The 20,712-nt window shown below is 74.6% G+C and carries 19 protein-coding genes; 11 read left to right on the top strand and 8 right to left on the bottom strand.

Annotation, left to right across the window (positions count from 1 at the left end; all coding sequences use genetic code 11):
• The first annotated feature begins 86 nt into the window (after positions 1-86).
• Both CLV35_RS06180 and CLV35_RS06175 read left to right on the top strand, forming a co-directional pair.
• Entirely contained in the window at positions 87-770 is a 684-nt protein-coding gene (locus tag CLV35_RS06180) for a sigma-70 family RNA polymerase sigma factor (RefSeq protein ID WP_121192593.1), read from the top strand.
• 18 nt (positions 771-788) lie between these two features.
• Positions 789-2,312: an ATP-dependent DNA ligase gene (locus tag CLV35_RS06175; RefSeq protein WP_121192592.1), complete on the top strand. Its 1,524-nt coding sequence runs from the start codon at positions 789-791 to the stop codon at positions 2,310-2,312.
• Here the strand turns inward: CLV35_RS06175 and CLV35_RS06170 are convergent.
• On the bottom strand, positions 2,309-3,151 hold the full coding sequence (locus CLV35_RS06170) for a serine hydrolase domain-containing protein (protein WP_121192591.1): 843 nt from the start codon (positions 3,149-3,151) through the stop codon (positions 2,309-2,311). The two genes, CLV35_RS06175 and CLV35_RS06170, sit on opposite strands and share 4 nt — an antisense overlap.
• A 115-nt stretch (positions 3,152-3,266) precedes the next feature.
• Between CLV35_RS06170 and CLV35_RS06165 the strand changes: the two genes are divergently transcribed.
• The 3 genes from CLV35_RS06165 to CLV35_RS06155 are packed head-to-tail and all read left to right on the top strand — an operon-like array spanning position 3,267 to position 5,281.
• A complete protein-coding gene (locus tag CLV35_RS06165) occupies positions 3,267-4,142 on the top strand; it encodes a sulfurtransferase (RefSeq protein WP_121192590.1) in 876 nt (291 codons plus the stop codon).
• 2 nt (positions 4,143-4,144) lie between these two features.
• On the top strand, positions 4,145-4,597 hold the full coding sequence (locus CLV35_RS06160; protein WP_121192589.1) for a SufE family protein: 453 nt from the start codon (positions 4,145-4,147) through the stop codon (positions 4,595-4,597).
• Between the two features lie 9 nt (positions 4,598-4,606).
• A complete protein-coding gene (locus tag CLV35_RS06155) occupies positions 4,607-5,281 on the top strand; it encodes a GOLPH3/VPS74 family protein (protein WP_121192588.1) in 675 nt (224 codons plus the stop codon).
• A gap of 25 nt (positions 5,282-5,306) precedes the next feature.
• Here the strand turns inward: CLV35_RS06155 and CLV35_RS06150 are convergent, their stop codons facing one another.
• Positions 5,307-6,980: a serine/threonine-protein kinase gene (locus CLV35_RS06150; RefSeq protein WP_231121601.1), complete on the bottom strand. Its 1,674-nt coding sequence runs from the start codon at positions 6,978-6,980 to the stop codon at positions 5,307-5,309.
• Positions 6,981-7,568: 588 nt separating this feature from the next.
• Here CLV35_RS06150 and CLV35_RS06145 point away from each other — a divergent pair.
• A complete protein-coding gene (locus CLV35_RS06145) occupies positions 7,569-9,131 on the top strand; it encodes a DEAD/DEAH box helicase (RefSeq protein ID WP_121192976.1) in 1,563 nt (520 codons plus the stop codon).
• Entirely contained in the window at positions 9,106-10,044 is a 939-nt protein-coding gene (locus CLV35_RS06140) for a spermidine synthase (RefSeq protein ID WP_121192586.1), read from the top strand. Before CLV35_RS06145 ends, CLV35_RS06140 begins: the two co-directional genes overlap by 26 nt.
• On the opposite strand, the gene CLV35_RS06135 is transcribed toward CLV35_RS06140, so the two are convergent.
• Positions 9,985-10,611: a nucleoside/nucleotide kinase family protein gene (locus CLV35_RS06135; RefSeq protein WP_121192585.1), complete on the bottom strand. Its 627-nt coding sequence runs from the start codon at positions 10,609-10,611 to the stop codon at positions 9,985-9,987. The two genes, CLV35_RS06140 and CLV35_RS06135, sit on opposite strands and share 60 nt — an antisense overlap.
• A gap of 66 nt (positions 10,612-10,677) precedes the next feature.
• Here CLV35_RS06135 and CLV35_RS06130 point away from each other — a divergent pair, with 66 nt between their 5' ends.
• From CLV35_RS06130 to CLV35_RS06120, 3 genes are all read left to right on the top strand, one after another.
• The gene (locus CLV35_RS06130; RefSeq protein ID WP_121192584.1) at positions 10,678-11,148 is read left to right on the top strand and encodes a heme-degrading domain-containing protein; all 471 of its coding nucleotides are present in this window, start codon (positions 10,678-10,680) and stop codon (positions 11,146-11,148) included.
• Complete coding sequence (locus CLV35_RS06125; protein ID WP_121192583.1) at positions 11,145-12,782, top strand: ABC-F family ATP-binding cassette domain-containing protein; 1,638 nt, start codon at positions 11,145-11,147, stop codon at positions 12,780-12,782. The genes CLV35_RS06130 and CLV35_RS06125 overlap by 4 nt, the downstream gene beginning before the upstream one ends.
• A gap of 66 nt (positions 12,783-12,848) precedes the next feature.
• Complete coding sequence (locus tag CLV35_RS06120; RefSeq protein ID WP_121192582.1) at positions 12,849-13,712, top strand: nuclease; 864 nt, start codon at positions 12,849-12,851, stop codon at positions 13,710-13,712.
• A gap of 62 nt (positions 13,713-13,774) precedes the next feature.
• On the opposite strand, the gene CLV35_RS06115 is transcribed toward CLV35_RS06120, so the two are convergent.
• From CLV35_RS06115 to CLV35_RS06095, 5 genes are all read right to left on the bottom strand, one after another.
• Complete coding sequence (locus CLV35_RS06115) at positions 13,775-14,674, bottom strand: carbohydrate ABC transporter permease (protein WP_121192581.1); 900 nt, start codon at positions 14,672-14,674, stop codon at positions 13,775-13,777.
• Complete coding sequence (locus tag CLV35_RS06110; protein ID WP_121192580.1) at positions 14,671-15,633, bottom strand: carbohydrate ABC transporter permease; 963 nt, start codon at positions 15,631-15,633, stop codon at positions 14,671-14,673. Before CLV35_RS06110 ends, CLV35_RS06115 begins: the two co-directional genes overlap by 4 nt.
• Before the next feature lie 110 nt (positions 15,634-15,743).
• The gene (locus CLV35_RS06105; RefSeq protein WP_121192579.1) at positions 15,744-17,144 is read right to left on the bottom strand and encodes an ABC transporter substrate-binding protein; all 1,401 of its coding nucleotides are present in this window, start codon (positions 17,142-17,144) and stop codon (positions 15,744-15,746) included.
• Positions 17,145-17,390: 246 nt separating this feature from the next.
• Entirely contained in the window at positions 17,391-17,900 is a 510-nt protein-coding gene (locus tag CLV35_RS06100) for an ATP-binding protein (protein WP_121192578.1), read from the bottom strand.
• Between the two features lie 65 nt (positions 17,901-17,965).
• Positions 17,966-19,384 (bottom strand): hypothetical protein, encoded by a 1,419-nt coding sequence (locus tag CLV35_RS06095; protein WP_121192577.1) that lies wholly within the window; start codon positions 19,382-19,384, stop codon positions 17,966-17,968.
• Between the two features lie 400 nt (positions 19,385-19,784).
• Here CLV35_RS06095 and CLV35_RS06090 point away from each other — a divergent pair, with 400 nt between their 5' ends.
• Positions 19,785-20,696 (top strand): PAC2 family protein, encoded by a 912-nt coding sequence (locus tag CLV35_RS06090; protein WP_121192576.1) that lies wholly within the window; start codon positions 19,785-19,787, stop codon positions 20,694-20,696.
• Positions 20,697-20,712: the final 16 nt, after the last annotated feature.

The raw sequence follows: 20,712 nt of genomic DNA, 5'->3' as shown, positions 1-20,712 counted from the left end.
CCTCTCGGCCGAGCGCGCGGACAGACTACCGTGCGCCCCGGACTGCTTTCGCACTGCTTTCGCCACCGCGCCGTTCCATGGTGCCCATGATCAGTACGGTGGGTGCAGCACAGGTGCCGGCGGGTCCGGCCGGGACGGCTCCTCGTGGGGCGGGGTCTGCGCAGGGCTCGGCGGCCGGGCGCGGCTCGTCGGCGCTCACCCCCGCCGACTGGGAGCGGATCGTCACCGAGCAGCAGGCACGGGTCTACCGGCTGTCCTACCGGCTCACCGGCTCAGCCGCCGACGCCGAGGACCTCACCCACGACGTCTTCGTGCGCATCTTCAACTCGCTGCACACCTACACCGAGGGCAACTTCGACGGCTGGGTCACCCGCATCACGATGAACCTCTTCCGCGACCGCTGGCGCCGGCGCAAGCGGATCCTCATCGAGCCGGCCGTCGACGACGACCTCGCCGCCCTCGGCACGGCCAGCCCCTCCTCCGAGGACGCCTGGGCCGCTGCCTCCCTCGACGTCGACGTGCGCGCGGCGATCGCCGAGCTGCCGGCGCCCTACCGCGCTGCGGTCGTGCTCTGCGACCTCGAGGGCATGGGCTACGAGCAGGCGGCCGAGGTGCTCGACATCAAGCTGGGCACCGTGCGCAGCCGTCTCCACCGCGGCCGCGCGCTCCTGCGGGTCTCCCTCGCCCACCGCGAGCCGGTCTCCCGCCAGCGCACGACGCCGTCGCTGTCGCTGCCGGCGCTGCGCACGGGAGCGCTCGGCACCGCCTGACCGTCCTAGGGTGCGGCCATGCTCCTCGCCGAGATCGCCGCCGCATCAGCCGACCTGCAGCGCACCCGCTCGCGACTGGCCAAGACCGCCCGGCTCGCGGAGGTGCTGTCCGCCGCCACGCCGGACGAGGTGGCGGTCGTCGCTGCCTACCTCTCGGGCGAGCTGCCGCAGCGGCGCACCGGTGCCGGGTGGGCAGCGCTCCAGCAGCTCCCGCCGGCGGCCGACGAGCCGACCCTCACCATCGCCGGGACGGATCGCGCGTGGCAGGAGGTCAGCCAGGTCTCGGGGACGGGCTCGCAGGCACGGCGCCGGGCGCTGCTCGACGCGCTGTTCTCCCGGGCGACTCCCGAGGAGCAGCGGCTGCTGCGGGGGCTGGCGCTGGGCGAGCTGCGGCAGGGCGCCCTGGACGCCCAGGTCATCGAGGCCTTCGCGCGCTCGGACGGGCTCGCGCTGCCGGAACTGCGGCGCGCGGTCATGCTCGCCGGCTCGCTGCCGCCGGTGGCTGCCGCCGTCCGCGCGGACGGGCCCGCTGCGCTCGACCGGTTCGTGCTCGAGGTGGGCAGGCCCGTGCTCCCCATGCTCGCCTCGACCGCGGGCAGCGTGACCGAGGCGCTCGAGCGGCTCGGCGCGGCCGTGGTGGAGGCCAAGATCGACGGCATCCGGGTGCAGGTGCACCGCTCCGCCGAGCAGGTGCGCGTCTTCTCCCGCAGCCTCGACGACATCACCGAGCGCCTGCCCGACGTGGTCGAGCTCGTGCGGGAGCTGGCCGTCGACACCGTGGTGCTCGACGGCGAGGCCGTGGCGCTCGGGCACGACGGGCGCCCCCACCCCTTCCAGGCCACGGCCGGGCGCACAGGGTCGAGGGTCGACGTGGCGAGCGCCCGCACCCGCTTGCCGCTCACCCCGCTGTTCTTCGACGTGCTGCACGTCGACGGCCGCGACCTGCTGGCGCTGCCGGCCTCGGAGCGGCACGCCGTCCTGGACGCCGTCGTGCCGGCCCGTCTGCGCGTCGCGCGCCTGGAGACCGCTGACGCCGACGCGGGCGAGCGCTTCGCCGCCGACGTCCTGGCGCAAGGGCACGAGGGAGTCGTCGTCAAGGCGCCGGGCTCGCTCTACGACGCGGGCCGGCGCGGAGCCGCCTGGCTCAAGGTCAAGCCGGTGCACACCTTCGACCTGCTCGTGCTCGGCGCCGAGTGGGGCTCCGGGCGCCGGCGCGGGTGGCTCTCGAACCTGCACCTCGGCGCCCGCGACCCCGAGGGCGGCCCGCCCGTCATGCTCGGCAAGACCTTCAAGGGCCTCACCGACGCGATGCTCGAGGAGCAGACCGCCGCTCTGCAGGAGCTGGTCGTCGACCGGCCGCCGTGGGGCGTGGTCGTGCGTCCCGAGCTGGTCGTCGAGATCGCGCTCGACGGCGTGCAGACCTCGCCGCGCTACCCCGGCGGCGTCGCCCTGCGCTTCGCCCGCGTGGTGCGCTACCGGCCCGACAAGCGGCCCGACGAGGCTGACACGCTCGACGCGGTACGGGCGCTGCACCGGCGCTAGACGACCCGCAGGTCCGCCACGGCAGCGCCCAGGACCGCGTCGTTGAACGGCGGCCACACCTCGGCGGCCCAGGTGTCGAAGGCGCGGTCGGTGAGGCACACGCACCCGACGCCGGCCGCGCGGTCGACCCAGACGAAGGTGCCGCTCTGGCCGAAGTGCCCGAAGGTCGCGGGGCTCTGCGAGGGGCCGGTCCAGTGCGGGGACTTCGCACCGCGTACCTCAACCCCGAGCCCCCACGGGTTGGGGTCCTGGCGTCCGAAGCCGGGGACCAGACCGCGCAGCTCGGGGTACTGCACGCGGGCGAGCTCCTCGGAGCTCGACACGTGCAGCACCCGGGGCTCGAGGAGCTCGCCGACGAAGGCGGCGAGGTCGCGCACGCTCCCCCAGCCCGCGCGCGCCGCCGAGCCGCGCAGGGCAGCGGTACGCATCCCGAGCGGAGCGAGCACGCCTTCACCCAGGTAGTCGGCGAACGGCATCCCCACCGCCCCGGAGACGACGTCGGCGACCACCTCGAACCCGGAGTTGGAGTAGATCCGGCGCACCCCGGGCGCCGCGAGCGGCACCGTCCCCTCGAGCGGCAGGCCCGAGGCGTGCGCGAGCAGGTGGCGCAGCGTGGACCCGGCCGGGCCCGCCGGGTCGTCGAGCGAGAGGGCACCTTCCTCGGCGGCGAGCAGCGTCGCGTACGCGGTGAGGGGCTTGGTCACGCTCGCCAGCGCGAACGCCCGATCGACGGGCCCGTGCTCGGCAACGGTGCCCCGTCCGCGCACCACGACGGCGGCCGCTGCCGCGGGCACCGGCCAGGTGTCGATCGTGGCGAGCACGTCGGGGAGCGGGGTCACGCTCCCGACCCTAGGGCGAGGCCAGGCCCCCTGTGGAAGCAGGACGGGCTCCCCGGCGTTGGCCGTGCAAGAGTCGACCGACGCGCACGAGCGCGCCGAACCCCGAGGAGAGCCCGTGCCCCTGCCCACCGACCCGGACGCCAAGCTCGCCGCCTACGCGCACCCCGAGCGGCTGGTGACGACCGCCTGGCTGGCCGAGCACCTGTCGGACCCCGGCCTCGTCGTGGTCGAGTCCGACGAGGACGTCCTGCTCTACGAGACGGGCCACGTGCCCGGCGCGGTCAAGGTCGACTGGCACACCGACCTCAACGACCCGGTGACGCGCGACTACGTCGACGCCGAGCGGTTCGCTGCCCTGCTGTCGGAGAAGGGCATCGGGCGCGACACCACCGTGGTGTTCTACGGCGACCGCAACAACTGGTGGGCGGCCTACGCGCTGTGGGTCTTCACGCTGTTCGGCCACCCGGACGTGCGGCTGCTCGACGGCGGTCGCGCGGCGTGGCTCGCCGAGGGGCGACCCATGACCACCGAGCAGACCGTGCGGACGCGCGCCGACTACCCCGTGGTGGAGCGCAGCGACGCACCGGTCCGCGCCTTCCGCGACGACGTGCTGGCCCACCTCGGGCGCCCGATGGTCGACGTGCGCTCCCCCAGCGAGTTCTCCGGCGAGACGCTGCACATGCCCGACTACCCCCAGGAGGGCGCTGTCCGAGGCGGCCACATCCCGGGCGCGACCAACGTGCCGTGGGCCAAGGCCGCCGCCGAGGACGGCACCTTCCGCACCGTCGACGAGCTGCGCGACCTCTACGAGGGGCAGGCGGGGCTCTCGGCGGACGACGACGTGGTCGTCTACTGCCGCATCGGCGAGCGGTCGTCGCACACGTGGTTCGTGCTGACGCACCTGCTGGGCTACGAGAAGGTCCGCAACTACGACGGCTCGTGGACCGAGTGGGGCAACAGCGTGCGGGTGCCGATCGAGCAGGGCGCCTGAGCGTGGCGGCCCTGCCTCCCGCGCTCGCCGAGGTCGTCGACGACTTCGCGGCGGTCGCTCCGCGCGACCGGCTCCAGCTCCTGCTCGAGATGGGCCAGGAGCTGCCGCCGCTGCCGGAGCGCTTCACCGCCTCGCACGAGGCCATGGAGCAGGTGCACGAGTGCCAGTCGCCGCTGTTCCTCGCCGTCGAGACCGAGCCGGGTGCCGTGCACCTGTTCTTCGACGCGCCGCGCGAGGCGCCGACCACCCGCGGGTTCGCCGGCATCCTGCACGCCGGGCTCGAGGGCAGCACGCCCGACGAGGTCCTCGACGTGCCCGACGACTTCTACGTCCGGCTCGGTCTGGCCGAGCTGGTCAGCCCGCTGCGGCTGCGCGGCATGGCGGCCATGCTCGCCCGCATCAAGGGCCAGGTGCGGGCGGCCCGCGACGGCCGGGCGACCGGCGCCAGCGAGTAGCGTCTAGCCATGGCGCTGCTCGCGGAGGACCTGCTGCTCCTGCTGCTCGACGACAGACGCGGGTCGACCGTGGTGGACTCCACCTCGGTCGACTACGCCCTCGCAGGCTCGCTCCTGCTCGAGCTCGCCCTCGCCGGCCGCATCGACGTCGCCGGCGAGGGCAGCTCTGTGAAGAAGGGCCGGCTCTACGCGCTCGACCGCGACCCGGTCGACGACCCGCTGCTCGACAAGGTGCTCTCGCGCATCGCGGTGGAGCAGCGCAAGCCGGAGTCGTGGGTGCCCAAGCTGGCCAAGGGCCTGCGCTCCGACCTGCTGCGCCGGGTCGAGGACGCGGGCGCCGTCCGGCGCCAGGACGACAAGGTGCTCGGGGTCTTCCCGCGCCACCGCTTCCCGCAGGCCGACGGCAGCGGGGAGGCTGCGGTCGTCGAGGAGCTCCGCCGGGCGCTCGAGGGCCAGGAGCCGACGCAGCGGGCGGCCGCCCTGCTCGCCCTGCTCTCCGCGGTCGACGCCGTTCACAAGGTGGTGCCGGGCGTCGACAAGAAGCAGGCGCGCAAGCGCGCCAAGGCGATCAGCGAGGACGTGTGGGCGGCGAGTGCGGTCGCGAGCGCCGTGCGCGCGGTCTCGGCGGCCGTCGCGGGTGCGGTCACCGCGTCGACGACGGCGGCGGTCATCAGCAGCACCTAGCGTCAGGGCCCCCTGCTGTGCAGGGTCAGTAGCTGCGCAGCGTGTCGACCCAGCTCGCGACCGGCTCGGGCGTGTGGTGCACGGGCCAGGTGCGCGTGCGCTCCCCCACCGCGACCGACACCAGCAGCGCGCCGGCCCCGAGGAGCACCAGGCCCGTGAGCACGGGGGCCAGCCTCCCGGGCGCCAGCGCCTCGGCGACCCGGTCGAAGCCCCGGCGCAGCGGCGCCGAGGCCGGGCCGTAGAAGACGGCGAGCAGCGCCCCTGCGGCGAGGGCGCCCACCAGCCCGTCGAAGGCTCCTGAGTCCACCTCGGGCCGCAGCCCGTGGGTGCTGGCCAGCACCACCGCACCCGGGGCGAGCGCGCCGAGCACCGCCTGCGGCAGCGTGGCGAGAGTGGTGAGGGTCCCGCGCACCGCGTACCACGGCAGGCTGGCGAGGGCCAGCAGCGCGTCGGCGCGGCGCCGGCCGTAGGCGCTGCGCCGGCGCGCCAGGTAGGAGGCGGCGCCGTCGACCGCACGCAGCGAGACGCTGACGCCGAGCGCACCGGCCGCGGCTGCCACGGGCGCGAAGACCGCTGCCGCCGCCGCGGCGGCGAGGGCCACGAGCAGGAGCAGCGGGTGGGCCACCAGCCGCGCCGGTCCGACCCCCTCGGACCCGTCGTCGAGGTGTCCGCCAGCGGTGCCCTCGTGCGGGCGGTCGTCGTCGGGGACGGCCCAGCCGGCCGGCGACGACACCCAGGTCTCGAGCCGGGTGTGCTCCGGCCCCGCGTCCTGGCGCGGCAGCGGCGGCACCGGCGCAGCTGCGAGCGCCGCGACGTGCTCGGTCGCGTGCTCGCGCCCGTCGGCGCGCAGCTCGGTGGCGTCGTCGGCGCGGTCGCGAGGCGTACGCGCCGGCAGCCGCGGCGCGAAGCCCATCGCCGCGTCCTGCACCGCGAGCAGCAGCTCCTGGGCGTCCGGGCGGTCGGCCGGGTCGGGAGCGAGGGCCGCCTCCACGACCGGCAGCAGCCACCCGGGCACGCCGTCGAGGTCGGGCTCGCCGGCGAGCACGCGCGCGAGCACGACCTCGAAGGCGCCGGTGCCGTAGGGCGGGCGGCCGGTGGCGGCGTAGACGGCGGTCGCGCCCCACCCGTGGACGTCGGCCGAGGCGTCGGCCGCGGCGCCGCCGATGGCCTCCGGCGCGAGGTAGCCGGGGGTCCCCAGCAGCATGCCGGTGGCGGTCAGGCGGGTGTCGTCGCTGAACTGGGCCAGCCCGAAGTCGACGACGACCGGCTCGCCGTCGGCGAGCAGCACGTTGGCGGGCTTGAGGTCGCGGTGCACGACACCGACGCGGTGGATGGCGCCGAGCGCGCGGGCCAGGCCGACGACCACGGCGTGCAGCTCGTCGCCGCGCAGCGGGCCGCTGCGCTCGACCCGCTCGGGCAGCGAGCGGCCCTGCACGTAGCGCATCACGACGTAGGGGCTCGGGCCGGCGACGTCGGCGTCGACCACCTCGGCGACGTGGGGGCCCACGACCCGGCGCAGCGCCTCGACCTCGCGGGCCAGCCGGCGACGGCCGTTCTCGTCGGTGACCAGGTGCGGGCGCAGGACCTTGACCGCGACGGCCCGGCCGTCGGCGTCGAGGGCGAGGTGGACGACGCCCATGCCGCCCTCGCCGATGCGGGTCAGCAGACGGTAGGGACCGAGGCGCTCGCCGGTCTCCATCACGTCCACCTCCGCACCGTAGCCGTCCTGACCTGCGCCGCAGCGCCTGCAGCGGCCGACGCGGCCGGCGTGTCGCGCGCGGGGTGGGCAGCCCGTGCGCGCAGCGGCGGGGACGTGCACGGGTCCGGAGACACGAAGGGCCCGGGAGCGCCGTTGCGCCCGGGCCGACCCCATCGTGCGGAGCCGGGCGCGCCCTTGCGCCCGTCCCTGTGTCCCATGCAATCTGGTGCACGAGCCTGAGGCAAGCATCTGCGGGTCTCGGGATGGTAACGATCCCTTTCGTCCCGGTTGGTGCCCGTACGCGCCGCCGCCGACCGCGGCGAAGCCGCTGCCTGGGGGAATGGTCGTGTAGCCTCTCGGGTTGTACGACAGCGCGGGCGACGACGCCCGCGGGTCGCCTGCTCCTCTCAGGGGTCGTTCTGGTCCGGGTCGTCCTGTCCCGGGTCCTTCCGGCGCCGCCGTTCCGCGGACGCCGCAGACCAGACTCTGCGCTCAGACCCCGGGCCCTCGAGATCATGCGTGCGACCCCGCGCCCGGCACTCCGCCGACTACGCAGCGCACCCGATCCTCTTGGGAGTCCCCTTCTTCATGCCGCAGACCCCTGCACCTCGCTCCTCGTCCTCCCGCTCCACCTCGTTCCGTCCCGGGCCGTCGCGCTCCGGACGCCCCGGCGGCCCCCGCCGCGGCTCGTCCTCGGCCCGCGCCGACCGCCCGGCACCCGCTCCCAGCGCGCTCGAGCAGGCGTTCGCCGCCGCGCCGGTCGCGCCTGACAGCACCGCCACCTGGGCCGAGCTCGGCCTCCCCGGGCGCCTGGTGACCGCGCTCGAGCGGCGCGGCGTCACCGCGCCCTTCCCGATCCAGGCGGCCACCCTGGCCGACGCCCTCGCCGGCCGCGACGTGCTCGGCCGCGCCAAGACCGGCTCCGGCAAGACGCTCGCCTTCGGCCTGCCGCTGCTCGCCCGCCTCGCCGAGCTGCGCGAGGTCAGCGCTCCTTCGCCCGGCCGCCCCCGCGCCCTGGTGCTCGTGCCGACCCGTGAGCTCGCCGTGCAGGTGCGCGACGCGCTCGACCCGCTGGGCGCCGCGGTGCGCCTGCGCTCGACCGCGATCTTCGGCGGCGCCTCGATCGGCCGCCAGATCAACGCCCTCGAGCGCGGGGTCGACCTCATCGTCGCCACCCCGGGCCGGCTCCAGGACCTCATGGAGCGCGGCGCCTGCTCGCTGGCCGACGTCACGATCACCGCGATCGACGAGGCCGACCACATGTCGGACCTCGGCTTCCTGCCGGTCGTGCTGCGCCTGCTCGGCCAGACCCGGCCCGACGGTCAGCGCCTGCTCTTCTCCGCCACCCTCGACGGTGCGGTCGAGACCGTCGTCACCCGCTACCTGCACGAGCCGGCCCTCCACGCCGTCGCGTCGGCCGACTCGCACGTCGAGCTGATGGACCACCGCGCGTTCGTCGTCTCCGACCAGGAGTCGAAGATGGCCGTGCTCACCGAGATCAGCGGCCGACCGGCCCGCAGCATCCTGTTCGTGCGCACCAAGCACGGCGCCGACCGCCTCGCCACGAAGCTGGAGCGCTCCGGCGTGCAGGCCGCGGCGATCCACGGCGACCTGCGCCAGAACGCCCGCCAGCGCGCGCTCGACGACTTCTCGGCCGGACGCACCCGGGTGCTGGTGGCCACCGACGTGGCGGCCCGCGGCATCCACGTCGACGACGTCGACCTGGTCGTGCACGTCGACCAGCCCAACGACCACAAGGACTACCTGCACCGCTCGGGCCGCACGGCTCGCGCCGGCAACTCCGGCGTCGTGCTCAGCCTGCTGCTCCCCTCGGAGCGCCGCGGTGCCGAGCAGCTGCGCCGGCGCGCCAACGTGGACGCCGAGGTCGTCGACGTCGCGCCGGGGCACCCCGCTGTGCGCGCCCTCGCCGAGTCCGGCGAGCCGGTCGTCGTGCAGCCGCTGCCCGAGCGCTCCGAGTCCTCGCGCGACGCCCGCTTCGGCGCTCCGCGCCGGGGCCAGCGCCCGAGCGGCCGCTTCGGCGAGGGCCGCGACAGCCGCCCCGGCCGCGCGCACCCCGAGGGCCCCAGCCGCTCGGCCCGCCCGCGGCGCGACGGCCGCCCGGCCGGTGACGCGGGGAGCTCCCGCGCCTGACCGGCGCCCGGCCGGAGGGCGGGCGCGCACCACGCCGCCCGCCCTCCAGCCGGGGACGCACCAGCTCACCTGGTCGACCGCCGAGCTGCTCCGCGACCTCGACGTCGACAACGGCTGGGTGCTGCTGATCGACGGGGTGCCCAGCTCCTACGTCGACCTCGACGCACCGACCCACCTGGGCTTCGAGTACATGGCGTGGATCGCCGGCATCCTCGACTCGCTGGCTCCCGCCGGCGCGCCGCTCGACACCGTGCACGTCGGCGGCGGGGCCTGCTCGATGGCCCGCTACGTCGCGGCGACGCGCCCGAAGTCGCGCCAGCTGGTGCTCGAGCTCGACCCGAAGCTCATCGAGCTCTCCCGCGACCTGCTCAGCCTGCGCCGCACCCCGCTGCTGCGCACGAAGGCCCGCGACGGCCGGGAGGGCCTGCGCAAGGAGCCCGCCGCCAGCGCCGACGTGGTCGTGCGCGACGCGTTCGACGGGCTCGCCGTGCCGGCGCACCTGACCACGACCGGCTTCCTCGCCGAGGCCAAGCGCGTGCTCCGCCCCGGCGGTGCGTACGTCGCCAACCTCTCCGGTCGAGCACCGTTCGTCGAGGCGCGCCGCGAGGCCGCGACGGCGCTGCACAGCTTCGCCCACGTGACCCTGCACAGCGAGCCGTCGGTGCTGCGCGGGCGCCGCAACGGCAACGTCATCATCACCGCCTCCGACGCGCCGCTCCCCCTCGACGCGCTGCTGCGCCGGGCCGCCGGCGGCGCTGCCCAGGCCCGCGTCCTCGTCGGCGACCGGCTCACCGACTTCGTCGGCACCGCCGCGCCCTACGAGGACCCGCCCGCGCCCACCGAGGGAGCCGGGCTAGCCGACCACGAGGGCGGGCCGGGCGGGGTCGTCGACGCGGACGACCACGTCGGCTGACGCGACCGGGTCGGGATCCACCGCGTACCTCTCGTAGGCGGGCAGCGTCCACGCCTGGTCGGCCGGGGTGCGGCGCGCCAGCGCTGCGCCGCTCATCGCCAGGTGCACCGTCAGCTCGAACGGCAGCCAGCGCCCGAGCAGGAACGTCCCCGGCACGACGACCACCGCGCCGGGAGGCGCCTCGACGTAGCCGGCCCGCGTGGCCCGGTCGCGCACCGGGTCCCACAGGCTCGGCAGGAACCGCGGCGCCCCAGGGTCCTCGAGCGGGTCGAGCACCTCGCGGGCGAGTGCGCCGGCGTCGAGCCAGTCCTCGAGGAAAGCGTCGGGGTCGTGGCGCCCGTGCTCCAGCCGCAGCGACGCGGGGCGCAGGAAGCCCTCGGCCGGCACCACCCACGCGGGACGGCCGGAGCGCACGAGCACCTCGACGAGGTCGCGCGCCAGCTCCAGCGCTCCGGACACCGGCGCGCCGTCGACCGCGACGCGTACGGGTGCGGTGCGTCCCAGCGCCTCGACGCGGGCGGCGACCTCCGCGACGACGCCGGAGGGACTCAGGGGGCGGGCACGCACGGCTCCGACGCTAGCCCGCGGGCCGAGCGCCCGGACCTGTCGGTCCGGCGACTACGCTGGGCGACCGTGACCGCGCCCGAGCTGACCCCCGACGACGTCCTCGCCCAGGAGCGGGAGCTCGAGCTGCCGTCCCTCTCCAACGACGACGCGCTCGCCCTGGGCCTGAGGCTGCTCGACCTGGCACGGCAGCGCTCGCTGCCGGTGCTCATCGAGGTACGCCGTGGCCCGCAGGTCCTCTTCCGCGCCGCCCTGCCCGGGGTGCTGCCGGACAACGACGCCTGGGTGGCCGGCAAGACGCGGGTCGTCGAGCGACTCGGACATGCCACCTACTACCACCACTTGACGAACAAGGCTGCCGGCACCGACTTCAACGACCGGACGGGCCTGCCCTTCGCACGCTTCCGCGCCCACGGCGGCGGCTTCCCCCTCGTCGTCCGCGGCACGGGGCTCGTGGGCGTCGTTGTCGTCAGCGGCCTGCCGCAGGACGAGGACCACGCGCTGGTCGTCGAGGCGCTGCGGGCGCACCTGTCGGCATGAGCGCGACCCTGGTCGCCCGCGACCTTGCCGCCGGCTTCGGCGACCGCGCGCTGTTCGAGGGGCTCGACCTCGTGGTCGCGCCCGGCGACGTCGTGGGGCTGGTGGGGGCCAACGGCGCCGGCAAGTCGACGCTGCTCGGGCTGCTCGCCGGGCTGCGCCGCCCCGAGGCGGGCAGCGTCTCGCTGACCCCGGCCACCGCGTCGGTCGGCTACCTGCCGCAGGAGCCGGAGCGGCGCCCGGGCGAGAGCGTCGCGGCATACCTCGCGCGGCGCACCGGCGTCGCGGACGCCGACCGCGAGCTCGAGGCGAGCACCGAGGCGCTGGGCCGTGAGGAACCGGGGGCGGAAGACGCGTACGCCGTCGCGCTCGAGCGCTGGCTCGCCCTCGGCGGCGCCGACCTCGAGGACCGCGCGGGCGCCGTCGCCGCCGACCTGGGCCTCGCGGTCGACCTCGGCACCGAGATGACCAGCCTGTCCGGCGGTCAGGCGGCGAGGGTGGGGCTCTGCGCGCTGCTGCTGAGCCGCTACGACGTCTTCCTGCTCGACGAGCCGACCAACGACCTCGACCTCGACGGGCTGGCGCGGCTGGAGCGCTTCGTCACCGGCATGCGCGCCGGCACCGTGGTGGTGAGCCACGACCGAGAGTTCCTGACGCGCACCGTCACGCGGGTCGTCGAGCTCGACCTCGCCCAGCGCACGGTGAGCGTCTACGGCGGCGGCTACGCCGCCTACCTCGAGGAGCGGGAGGTCGCGCGCCGGCACGCCCGCGAGGCCTACGAGGACTACGCGGAGACCCGCTCCGAGCTCGAGCTGCGGGCGCGCACCCAGCGCGCCTGGGCCGACAAGGGCGTGCGCAACGCGCGTCGCAAGGCGACCGACAACGACAAGTTCGTCAAGAACTTCCGCGCCGACAGCAGCGAGAAGCAGGCGGCCAAGGTCCGCCAGAGCGAGCGGCGCATCGAGCGGCTCGAGGTCGTCGAGGAGCCGCGCAAGGAGTGGGAGCTGCGCATGTCGATCGCCGCAGCGCCGCGCTCGGGGACGGTCGTCGTCGCCCTGCGCGAGGCGGTGGTGCGGCGCGGCGGCTTCGCGCTCGGGCCGGTGACGTTGCAGGTCGACTGGGCCGACCGCGTCGCCATCACGGGCGAGAACGGCGCGGGCAAGACGACGCTGCTGGCCGCGATGCTCGGCCGGCTCGAGCTGGACTCGGGCGCGGCGAGCCTCGGCCCGGGCGTCGTGGTCGGTGAGGTCGACCAGGCGCGCGGGCTCTTCGGCGGGCCGGCGCGCCTGGCCGACGCCTTCGCGCGGGAGGTGCCCTCGTGGCCCGACGCGGAGGTGCGCACGCTGCTCGCGAAGTTCGGCCTGCGCGGCGACGCCGCCACCCGGGCGTGCGAGAGCCTCTCCCCCGGCGAGCGCACCCGTGCCGCGCTCGCGCTGCTGCAGGCCCGCGGGGTCAACCTGCTCGTGCTCGACGAGCCGACCAACCACCTCGACCTGCCGGCCATCGAGCAGCTGGAGTCGGCGCTCGACTCCTACGCCGGGACCCTGCTGCTGGTGACGCACGACCGGCGGATGCTCGAGGCCGTGCACACGACCCGCCGCCTGCACGTCTCGCGCGGGCAGGTCACCGAGGGCTGAGCCGCCGGCGCGACTCTGCCCCTCCGGCCACTTCCCAGCGGCCCTGGCCTCTGGGACCGTGCGGGCATGCCCTTCTTCCGCATCGACGGCACGGTCGGGGTCGTGGGCGCCGCACCCGACGGCGACTCCGTACGCTTCACGCCCACCCGTCCCGACGCCTGGACGGCCGCGGGGCTGAGGGTGAAGGCGAACGCCCACGCGACCGTCCAGCTGCGCCTCGACGCGATCGACGCGCTCGAGACGCACTACACGCCGCCGGGCGGCGGCGTCGGCCAGCTGCACCAGCCGCCCGCGCTGGGGGACGCCGCAGCCCGCTCGCTGCTCGAGCAGCTCGGCTTCACCTCGGTCACGCGCTCCGGGCAGACGGTGACATCGGCGACCCCGGCGTCCGTGCCTGCCACGGTCCTCACCAGCGGTGCCGACAAGTACGGCCGGGCCGTGGCCTTCCTGTTCGCCGCGGGCGCGGCACCGGAGGGGGCCGACGGAGCCCGGGTCTTCCTCCACCCTGACGCGGTGACCGCCTCGGTCAACGCCGCGCTGCTGGGGAGCGGACTGGCCTACCCGACGTTCTACTCCGAGCTGTACGCGGACCTGCGCGCCGCGCTCACCACCCTCGCCGCCGGGGCCCGGGACGCGGGCCGCGGCGTCTGGCCGGTCGACGCCACGACCAGCGGGGTGCAGGTGCGCGGGCTGGAGACGCTGACCGAGTCCGCCGTCGTGCTGCCCAAGCTGTTCCGGCGGCTGGTGGAGTACCTCGGGCTGGGCACCGCCGACCTGTCGGGCTTCCGCGCCTTCCTCGACTCCTCCCCCGACCGCGTGCTGGTCCTGGACACCGGCCAGGTCGCCGCGCTCTCGAGCGTCGTCGCCGTCGAGGGCCAGACCGTGCGGATGCTGGCGGCGCCCGACCGGCTGGTGTTCTTCGAGACCTAGAACGGACGCGACGAGGCCCGCCCGGCTGGTGCCGGGCGGGCCTCGTCGGGGTCGGTGCGCCGCTAGCCCTTGAGCCCGCCGGCCAGCAGACCGCGGACGAAGAACCGCTGGAGGCTCAGGAACACGATCAGCGGCACGATGATCGAGACGAAGGCTCCGGCGGAGAGCAGGTACCAGGCGCTGCCCTTCGTGCCGACCAGGTTGCCGATGAAGACGGTGAGCGGCTGCTTGTTGGTGCCTAGGAAGGTCAGGCCCACGAGCAGGTCGTTCCACACCCACAGGAACTGGAAGATGCCGAAGGCGGCGAGCGCCGGGGTGATCAGCGGCAGGAGCACTTGGAAGAAGATGCGCACGTGCCCGGCGCCGTCGACGCGCGCGGCCTCGATGAGCTCGGCCGGGATCTCCTTCATGAAGTTGTGCAGCAGGAAGATCGCCAACGGCAGCGCGAAGATGGTGTGGGCGATCCACACCGTCCAGTAGGACCCGCCGATCCCGGCCCAGCCGTTGAACGCCTTGAGGAGCGGGATGAGCGCGATCTGCAGCGGGACGACCTGGAGGGCGAAGACCGCCACGAACAGCAGGTCGCGGCCCTTGAAGTGCATCCAGGCGAACGCGTAGGCCGCCATCGACGCGAGCAGCACCGGCGCGAGCACGGCCGGCAGCGTGATCACGAACGAGTTGACGAAGTAGCCCGACAGGTCGTTGGCCGTGCCCGGCTTGAAGACCGTGCGGTAGTTCTCCATCGTCAGCGAGGGGTTGTGGAAGACGTTCCACCACCCGCTGCGGTTGATGTCGCGCTGGCTGCGGAACGAGGTGATCAGCAGGCCCAGCGTCGGGGTCGTCCAGAGCACCGCGATGGCGATCGCCACGAGCGAGGCCCACGGCGAGGTGAGGCGCTTCTTGGCGACGCGGGCGGTCGGGACCGCCGGCGCCATCGCGACGGGAGGAGTGGTCGTGGTCATCGCGCGTCCGCCTTCCGGAGCTGCCGGACGTTGTAGGCCACGACCGGGATGACGAGGACGAACAACAGGACCGCCAGGGTCGAGCCGACGCCGGCGTCGGAGATGGTGAAGCTCTGGTTGTAGAACTCGTTGGCCACGACGCTGGTGCTGAACTGGCCGCCGGTCATCGTGCGGACGATGTCGAAGACCTTCAGCGTGCCGATCGCGATGGTCGTCAGGACCACGATGGCGGCCGGGCGGATGCTCGGGAGCGTGACGAAGCGGAACATGCCCATCGCCCCGACGCCGTCGAGGCGGGCGGCCTCGATGATGTCGCCGGGGATGGCCTTGATGGCCGCCGAGAGCACGGTCATCGCGAACCCGGCCTGGATCCACACCATGACCACGATGAGCCAGAAGGTGTTGGACGGGTGGTTGATGAGGAACTGCTGCGGCGAGCCGCCCAGCTTCACGAAGATCTCGTTCAGCAGGCCGATCTGCGGCCGGCTCGAGGGCTTGTAGGCGTAGACGAAGCGCCAGATGATCGAGGCGCCGACGAACGAGATGGCCATCGGGAGGAACACCAGGGCCTTGGCGAACGGCTCGACGCGCGACTTGTCGATGACGATCGCGTAGAGGAGCCCGATCGCGGTCGCGAAGAACGGCACGATGATGACCCAGAGCGCCGTGTTCCCGAGGACCGTCAGCAGGGTCGAGTCCGAGAACACCTTGTGGTAGTTGTCGAACCCGACGAAGTCCTTGCTGTCGGCGTCCTTGAACGAGTGGTAGAAGGTCTGGATCGCCGGGATGACCAGCCCGACGGTGAGGAGCAGGAGCGCGGGGACCACGAAGATCGCGGCTTGCACGCGGTCGGCCGAGCGCCCCTTGATGCGGTCAGCCAAGAACATGATGACGGCGAACACCACGGCGAAAGCAGCCATGGCTACGAGCATCTGGCCGATCTTCTCGGCTGAGGACATGACATCACCTCTTTGTGGACTGGGCGGCTCTTTGTGGACTGGGCGGCGAGGAGCGGAACGGGGTCGGGCCGGGCTCCCGCAGCGCAGGAACCCGGCCCGACCCTAGTGGCCTAGGACTTCGGCCAGGTCTTCTCGATGTCGGCGAGGGTCGCCGAGTCGCTCTTGCCTGTGATCCAGTCGGTCATGCCCTTCCAGAACGAGCCCGCGCCCACGGCGGCCGGCATCTGGTCCGAGCCGTCGAAGCGGAAGACGGTGTTCGGGTCCTGGAGGATCTTGACCGAGAGCGCGTCGATCGGGTTCTTGAAGTTCGCGATGTCGGCGCCCTTGTTGGCGGAGACCCAGCCCGAGGAGAGCTTGGCCTTGATGTTCGCCCACTCCGGCGAGGAGAGGTAGGTGCGGAAGGCCGACACCTCGGGCGCGTCGCGGAAGGAGGCGACGAACTCACCGGCGCCGAGGACCGGCTTGCCCTTCGAGGGGTCGATCGGCGGCAGGTAGAACGCGTAGACGTCGCCGTGCTCGCTGATGTCGGTGCCCTTGGGCCAGTTGGCCGCGTAGAACGAGGCCTGCCGGTGCATCCAGCAGCCGCCGTCGAGGATCGGCTGGCCGGCCTCGGAGAACTCGGTCGTCGCGATGCTCTTGACGTCGCCGAGCCCGCCGTTGACGTACTTCGGGTTCTTGATGATGGAGCCGACCTTGGCCAGCGCCGTCGCGACCTGCGGGTCGTTGAACGGGATGGTGTGGTTGACCCACTTGTCGTAGACGTCGGCGCCCGCGGTGCGGAGCAGGACGTCCTCGAGCCAGTCGGTGCCCGGCCAGCCGGTGGCGTCGCCGGAGCCGAAGCCCACGCACCACGGCTTGTCGTCGGGGTTGTCAGCGGCGATCTTGTCGCTGAGGGCGGTCATCTCGTCCCACGTCGTGGGGACGGTGTAGCCCTTGTCCTCGAAGGCCTTCGGGGAGTACCAGACGAAGGACTTCACGTTGGCGCCGAGCGGGGCGGCGTAGAGCTTGCCGTCGACCGAGCCGTAGGCGCGCCAGTCCTTGCCGAAGTACTTGTCGACGTTGTCGCTCACCTGCTGCGGGGCCGCGATGGCCTTGCCGGTCGCGACGACCTTCTGCAGCAGACCGGGCTGCGGGATGTAGGCGATGTCGGGGGCGTTGCCGCCGGCGATGCGGACCTGCAGCTGGTTCTCGAAGGCCTTGTTGCCCTCGTAGTTGACCTTGACGCCGGTGCAGGCCTCGAACGGCTTGTAGGAGTCGATCTGCGGCTGGTCCTCGGGGGCGACGATCGAGGTGTAGATCGAGACCTGCTTGCCCTTGAGGTCACCGAAGGCCTTGTAGGGCGTGCAGTCCAGGCCGTCCTTGACGTCGCTGCCGGCTGCTGCCGACGCGCCGGTCGAGCCGGCGGGAGCGGAGGCGTCGCTGCCGCCGCCGCTGCTGCCACCACAGGCGGTCAAGGCCAGCGCGAGGCTCGCCACCACCACGCCGCCGTGGCGGAGGGTGCGCTTGCTCATGGAGTCCCCTTCGATTGGTTCTGCTGTGCATCTGAAGACACGTCATTCTGCAAGGGCGTCAGGCGCGGGTGTAGCGCAAAGGCGCATCGAGCGCGTAACGATTCCGTCACGCCGCTGCCGTGCCCGGTCAGCTGCTGACGTTCCACGGCACTCCTGCTGCAAGAAAAAGGGTGCTGGCGCGCCCCCTCCGCGCGCCAGCACCCTCCGCAAGGGCGGACCGGCCCCCCTCGGCCGGTCCGCTCGTCTTCAGCAGGCGATGGACGCCCGCACGGTCCTGCCGGCCGGGGCCGACAAGGACCAGTCCCAGTGCTCGCTGCAGCCGTCGAGGACGGCGCGCACGAGCGATGCGGTGCCGGGCCGCGCGTCGGCGCACGACGGCGGCTCGGGGCACAGGTCGCTCACCGCGAGCTCGATGCGCCCGGCGCGGCGCGTCAGGCGCACCTCGACGTGCACGGCGAGCGGGTAGCGCGCGGCCTCGCTGACGAGCTCGCTCACGACGAGCACGACGTCGTCGCGGACGTCTGCGGCGACCCCCCAGGCGCCGAGGATGTCGGCGACGAAGCGGCGGGTCTGAGCCGGCGCCTCGACGGTCGCGAGCAGCCGCAGCACCTCCTCGCGCGGTCGGCGCTCCGGGGAGTGCTCGGCGCGACGGCCGGTGGCGCCGCGCAGGCGGCGGCTCAGGCCCTCGACCGACGACATGCGGGCGAGGAAGGACTCAGGCTGGAAGGGCAGGAGGTGGATCGACGGGATTGACACGGGTTGCTCCCCTGGCGCTGCACGGACGGGTTCGCGCAGGCGGCTGCACGCCGCCGGGACCCGGGTCAGGCAGGGGAGACAGCAGGCAGGACGGCGATGCGCGGCAGGCGCAGGGCGCCGGCGCTCGCGAGCCGGACGGCGAGGCCGTTCGGCGGGGTGATCTGCGGGAGCGTGAGGACGACGGCGAAGCCGCCGCTGCCGGCGGAGCCGCCGCTGCCGGTGGTGTGGGTGCCGGACCCGGCACCGGCGACGGTGGGGCCGGCAGGAGCGGGCGCGACCGGGACCGTGGGTGCCGTGGGGACGCTCGGTCCCGCGGGCGCGCCGCCGGTCGGCGAGCCCGACCGGCCGGTCAGCACCGGCTCGGCGGCGGTGCCGCGCGCGTGGGGGGCCTCGGCGCCCACGGCGGCGTGCTTGGGCGCGCTGCGCTCGAGCAGGGTCGCGTCGGAGTGCAGGTGCGCGACCGAGACGGCGAGCTCGTCGCTCGTGACGGTCTCGCCGGTGCGCAGGTCGCGCAGCGGCGGCAGCGCCGCGTCGGGGGCCGCCGCTGACGGGACGGCGGTCGCAGGAGCCGGCGTCGGGAGGCCGGGCCCGAAGGGCACGGCGGCCGGGGCGGCGACGGCGTCGGTCTCGGCCGGCGCAGCGGCGCCGGTCGTCGAGCCCGCGGCGAGAGCGCCGTCGACGTCACCGGCAGGGCCGGTGGACGCGTGGTCGGGCGCGCTCGCGTGGTCGAGCTTGTCGGCGGTCGCGGGTGCCGGGTCGGCCGGCCGGTCGACGTGGTCGCCCGAGCGGTCGGTCGTGGAGCGGTCGACGACGGGGTGGTCGGAGGCCGGGTCGTGCGCGGTGGCGCGGCTGGGCGTCGGCGAGGGCGTCGGCGTGGCGGTGGTCTCCGGCGCGGGCGTGGTCGACGGGGTGACGACCGGCGCGTCGCTCGGCGCGGGCGTGGCCTCGGGGGTCGGCGTCGCGTCGGGCGAGGGCTGGTCCCCGGCCACCGGCTGGTCGCTGCTGACAGGCTGGTCACCGCTGACGGGCTGGTCGCCGCTGGGGTCGCTGCCCGGCTCGGGCGCTGGGGGCTGCGTGCCGCCGTCGGGCGCCGTGCCTGCGGTGCCGGGCGCGGTGTCGGGCGTGTCGGTCGCCGTGCCGGTCGCCGTCTCGGGCGCCGTCGCCTGGGTGCCGCCGTCCGGCGTGGTGTCCGGGGCGGTCTCGGGCTGGGTGGCAGGGACCGAGGCCTGGGGCGCCGGAGTGCCGGGGGTCGTCGCTTCGGGGGTCGAGGCCGCGGTCGCGTCCGGAGCCGGCGGCTCCACGGTCGCGGCAGCGGTGGCGGCCGGGGCGGTGCCCTCGTCGGCGGAGGCGGTGCCGCTGAGCAGCAGCCAGCCCGAGAGCAGCAGCCCGAGGACCAGGCCGAGGCGGGCCAGCAGGCGGGGGCCCGGCACCAGCGGAGCACGGCGACGGCGCAACGCGCGCAGCGTCTCCGCCGTCCTGTCCATGTGCTCCGCCTTGCTCGTGCTCAACGTGGTCGTGCGAACTGGTCGTGCCTGCCGTGCAGCCGGGTGGTGCAGCAACGCGTCGAGCAGGCAGCCGTGTCCGACGACGCGTCTGCAGGCCCCCGTGCCCCAGAACCCCCTCGACCGGTCAGCCGCCGTGGCGTGAGACCGCTCGAGGGGGCAATCTAGCGCGTTCGGTCATGTTTCGGCGAGCGTTCGCGAACATTGAGCCGGACACGCCGGGTTCCTCCCCGCGGTTCGCCGGAGCAACGACCGGCCCGGAGCGCTCGGGCCCCCGCGTACCCGCGGCGCGGAAGAAGGACGGCCTCCGTACGGTTGCCGCTGGAGTGCGCGTAGGAGCGCGGCCGCACCCGGCCCTCGCTCCACGACGAGGAGGTGCACCGTGCTGGACCCGCAGAGCCTGGTCACGCTGGAGCCGGGGCTCCCCGACCTCGGCACCCCGGTGCTGGTGAGCGCGCTCGAGGGCTTCGTCGACGCGGGGTCGGCGTTGCGCCTGGTCCGCGAGCACCTCGTCAGCACCTCCGAGCCGCGGCTGGTGGCCTCGTTCGACGCCGACCAGCTGGTCGACTACCGCGCCCGCCGGCCGCTGCTGCGCTTCGACCGCGACCACTGGGCCTCGCTGGCCCTGCCCCGCATCGACGTGCACGCGCTGACCGACCGCAGCGGGCAGGCGTACCTCCTCATGACCGGGCCCGAGCCCGACGTGCAGTGGCAGCGCTTCGCCGCCGCGGTCGAGCTGCTCGTGCGCGAGCTGCGCGTCCGGCTGGTCGTGGGCCTCGACGCCGTGCCGCTGGCCGTGCCGCACACCCGCCCGCTCGGGCTGACGGCGCACGCCTCCCGCCCCGAGCTGGTCGCGGGGCACCAGGCGTGGTTCGACGAGGCGCTGGTCCCGGGCTCGGTCGGGCACGCCGTCGAGTACCTCCTGGCCCGCGCGGGGCACGACACCGCCGGCTTCGCCGTCCACGTGCCGCAGTACCTCGCGCAGGCGGAGTACCCCCAGGCCGCGCTGCGCCTGGTCGAGGCGCTCGGCGAGGCCCCTGGCCTCTCGCTCGACGTCGAGGCGCTGGAGGTGGCGGCGCAGGTCGTCGCGGTCAAGGTGCAGTCCGAGGCCAGCGAGAGCGCCGAGATCGGCGAGATGATCGCCGGCCTGGAGCAGCAGTACGACGCCTTCGTGGCGGCGCGCGCCGACTCCGCGCTGCTCGCCGAGGGCCGGCTGCCCAGCGCCGACGAGCTGGGCAGCGAGTTCGAGCGCTTCCTCGCCGAGCAGACCGGCAAGGAGTCCGGCGAGGGCTGAGCCCGGCGGCGCAGGC

Source organism: Motilibacter peucedani, assembly GCF_003634695.1.
Lineage (GTDB): Bacteria > Actinomycetota > Actinomycetes > Motilibacterales > Motilibacteraceae > Motilibacter > Motilibacter peucedani.
This window is presented reverse-complemented; position numbering and strand designations above follow the sequence as displayed.